Raw genomic sequence first — 2,556 nt, 5'->3', positions numbered from 1 at the left:
GCTGCATTTTGCAAGGCTACCGTTGCTTCTTCAATGGCATAGCGGTCTGTACTTAAAACAGCTCCTGTTAATGCATATTCAGAAGTTTGATCAACTAAGGTTAATGTTTCCGCCCATTTTGCGTCTTCATATACATAAATTGTAATTACAGGTCCGAAAAGTTCCGTTTCCATGGTAACATATTTCGGATTTGAAGTTAAAATAACTGTTGGTTCAACAAAATAACCTTTAGATTTATCATAATTTCCACCAATAATAACTTCTGCATCGGTGTCTTTTTTAGCTTGGTCTATAAAACGGGCTAATTTATCAAATGAACCCTCGTGAATTACAGCAGTTACAAAGTTTGAAAAATCTTCAGGCGAACCCATTTTCATAGAATTCACATCGGTAATTAATTGCTCTTTTACTGCAGGCCACATAGATTTTGGAATATAAGCTCTTGAAGCTGCTGAACATTTTTGTCCTTGGAATTCAAAAGCACCACGAGTAATCGCAGTTGTTACTTGTTTTACCTTTGCCGATGGATGTGCAATTATAAAGTCTTTTCCACCCGTTTCTCCAACAATTCTTGGGTATGTTTTGTAATTGTGAATGTTTTCTCCGATTTTTTTCCAAATTTCTTTGAAGATAAATGTGGAACCTGTGTAATGAATTCCTGCAAAATCTGGTGAAGCTAAAACGGTATTTGTAATCATAACCGGATCTCCAAAAACAACATTAATTACGCCCTCTGGAACGCCAGCTTCTTTAAATACATCTATAATAATTTTTGCAGAAAATACTTGACTATCACTTGGTTTCCATACCACAACATTTCCCATTAAAGCAGCACTTGCGGGTAAATTTGCCGCAATTGCAGTAAAATTAAAAGGTGTTACAGCATATACAAAACCTTCAAGCGGTCTATATTCCACTCTGTTCCACATATCAGAATTAGAGGCAGGTTGGTCAGCGTAAATTTGGGTCATAAATTCTACGTTAAAACGTAAAAAGTCGATTAATTCACATGAGGCATCAATTTCTGCTTGGTGAATGGTTTTAGATTGTGCAATCATGGTTGCAGCATTTATTTTTGCTCGGTAAGGTCCAGCGATTAATTCAGCTGCTTTTAAAAAGATAGCGGCGCGTTGTTCCCAAGCCATGTTTGCCCATTTTGTTCTGGTTTCTAAAGCATTTGCAATGGCTTTTTCTACATGAGATTTTTCGGCTAAATGATAGGTTCCAACAACGTGTTGGTGATCATGTGGTGCCGACATATTTCTAGTATTTCCTGTGAAAATTTCTTCCGAACCAATGTATAATGGCACATCAATTTTCGAATTCCACATGGTTTTGTATGCTTCTAAAACACTTATTTTTTCTGGAGAATTTGGCGCGTAGCTTTTAACAGGCTCGTTTATCGCTTTCGGTATATTAAAAAATCCTTTTAACATTTATTAGATTATTAGATTATTAGACAAATTAGATTTTTAGATAAAAAACGTAAACAAAAGTACAAAGGATTAATTGAATTCTAAAATAAATTATTGGCTTCGAAAGTTTGGGTTATGTTTAATTAACCGCAAAAGGAACAATTAATTTAAATGTAGGAATTTGAACCTTAAAAATAGTATTGTTTGAAAAATTAGCCAGTGTATAAAATCCATTCATAGCGCCTACAGCTCCTTTTAACATACATCCTGACGAATACATATATTTTTCTCCAGGAACAATAATTGGCGTTTGTCCTACTACGCCATCGCCGTCTACAGTTTCAATATCATTTAATGAATCGAAAATATCCCAATGGCGGGTTTGCAATTGAACCACATCCGAACTTAAATTTTCAATAGTAATTTGATAAGAAAAAGCATAGAGCATTTGGTAGGCTTTATAATAAGTACCTTCGTAGCTTGTAATTACCGAAATTTTAATATTACTTGTAATTTGAGTAACCATTTGTAATTTTTATTAAATAATAGTTATTGAATTAGCCTTGGAAAATTAATTCTTAATTTCTGTGCTATTCGCTCTTCCGACACCTATAATTCTATCATAGCGTTCGGCACCTCCTCGGTAATAAACTAAAACGATGTACTCATTTTCGGTTTGATAAAAATTTCCGTCAATGGCATTTTGTTCATCAATTTTCCCGTTTTTATCTACTAAAGTGTATTGATAATTAGTAAATCCTTGTTTTAACAAAATAGGTTTTTCAAATGTTTTGGTTTCCGAATTGTATTCCATTTTAAATTCATCTGAAATTTGATAATTGTTAAACATGCCAGTAACATAAATTGATTTCTCTAAAGGATTTACATCTGAGACCAAACCAAAGTAAACCCATGTATAATCTGCTTCAATTGTATTTTGTGTAGCATTTAAATTATTTACAAAAAAATTCCCATTAACATCAGGAAAATAGGTGTAAATTTTATTTTTTCTTTCTTCATTTGTATACAAAATAGTATTGTACACATCCCCAGAAGTTACTTTAAAAACCGAGTTAGAAGCGCCACGAACATTTTTATTTTCGAAATTTAAAAATTCATTTCCTGCCCAAAATTGGGTTTC

2 protein-coding genes and 1 pseudogene are annotated in these 2,556 nt (G+C 33.1%); all 3 read right to left on the bottom strand.

Features of this window, described 5'->3' with window-relative positions:
* Positions 1-1,436, bottom strand: a 1,436-nt coding sequence (gene pruA / locus ACIQ2I_RS08950; RefSeq protein ID WP_396182063.1) for an L-glutamate gamma-semialdehyde dehydrogenase, incomplete at its 3' end; no start/stop codon positions are given.
* A gap of 118 nt (positions 1,437-1,554) precedes the next feature.
* The gene (gene apaG, locus ACIQ2I_RS08945) at positions 1,555-1,941 is read right to left on the bottom strand and encodes a Co2+/Mg2+ efflux protein ApaG (protein ID WP_396182062.1); all 387 of its coding nucleotides are present in this window, start codon (positions 1,939-1,941) and stop codon (positions 1,555-1,557) included.
* Between the two features lie 45 nt (positions 1,942-1,986).
* Positions 1,987-2,556 (bottom strand): annotated as a pseudogene (locus tag ACIQ2I_RS08940) (DUF5103 domain-containing protein); the annotation flags it as partial.

The organism is Flavobacterium sp. (assembly GCF_044368995.1).
Taxonomy (GTDB): Bacteria; Bacteroidota; Bacteroidia; order Flavobacteriales; family Flavobacteriaceae; genus Flavobacterium.
Note: the sequence above shows the minus strand (reverse complement) of the source record. Positions and strands in the feature narration are given on the sequence as shown.

Excerpts from the sequence above, each read along its gene's own strand:
- apaG (WP_396182062.1), bottom strand. The coding sequence starts at position 1,941 with ATGGTTACTCAAATTACAAGTAATATTAAAATTTCGGTAATTACAAGC.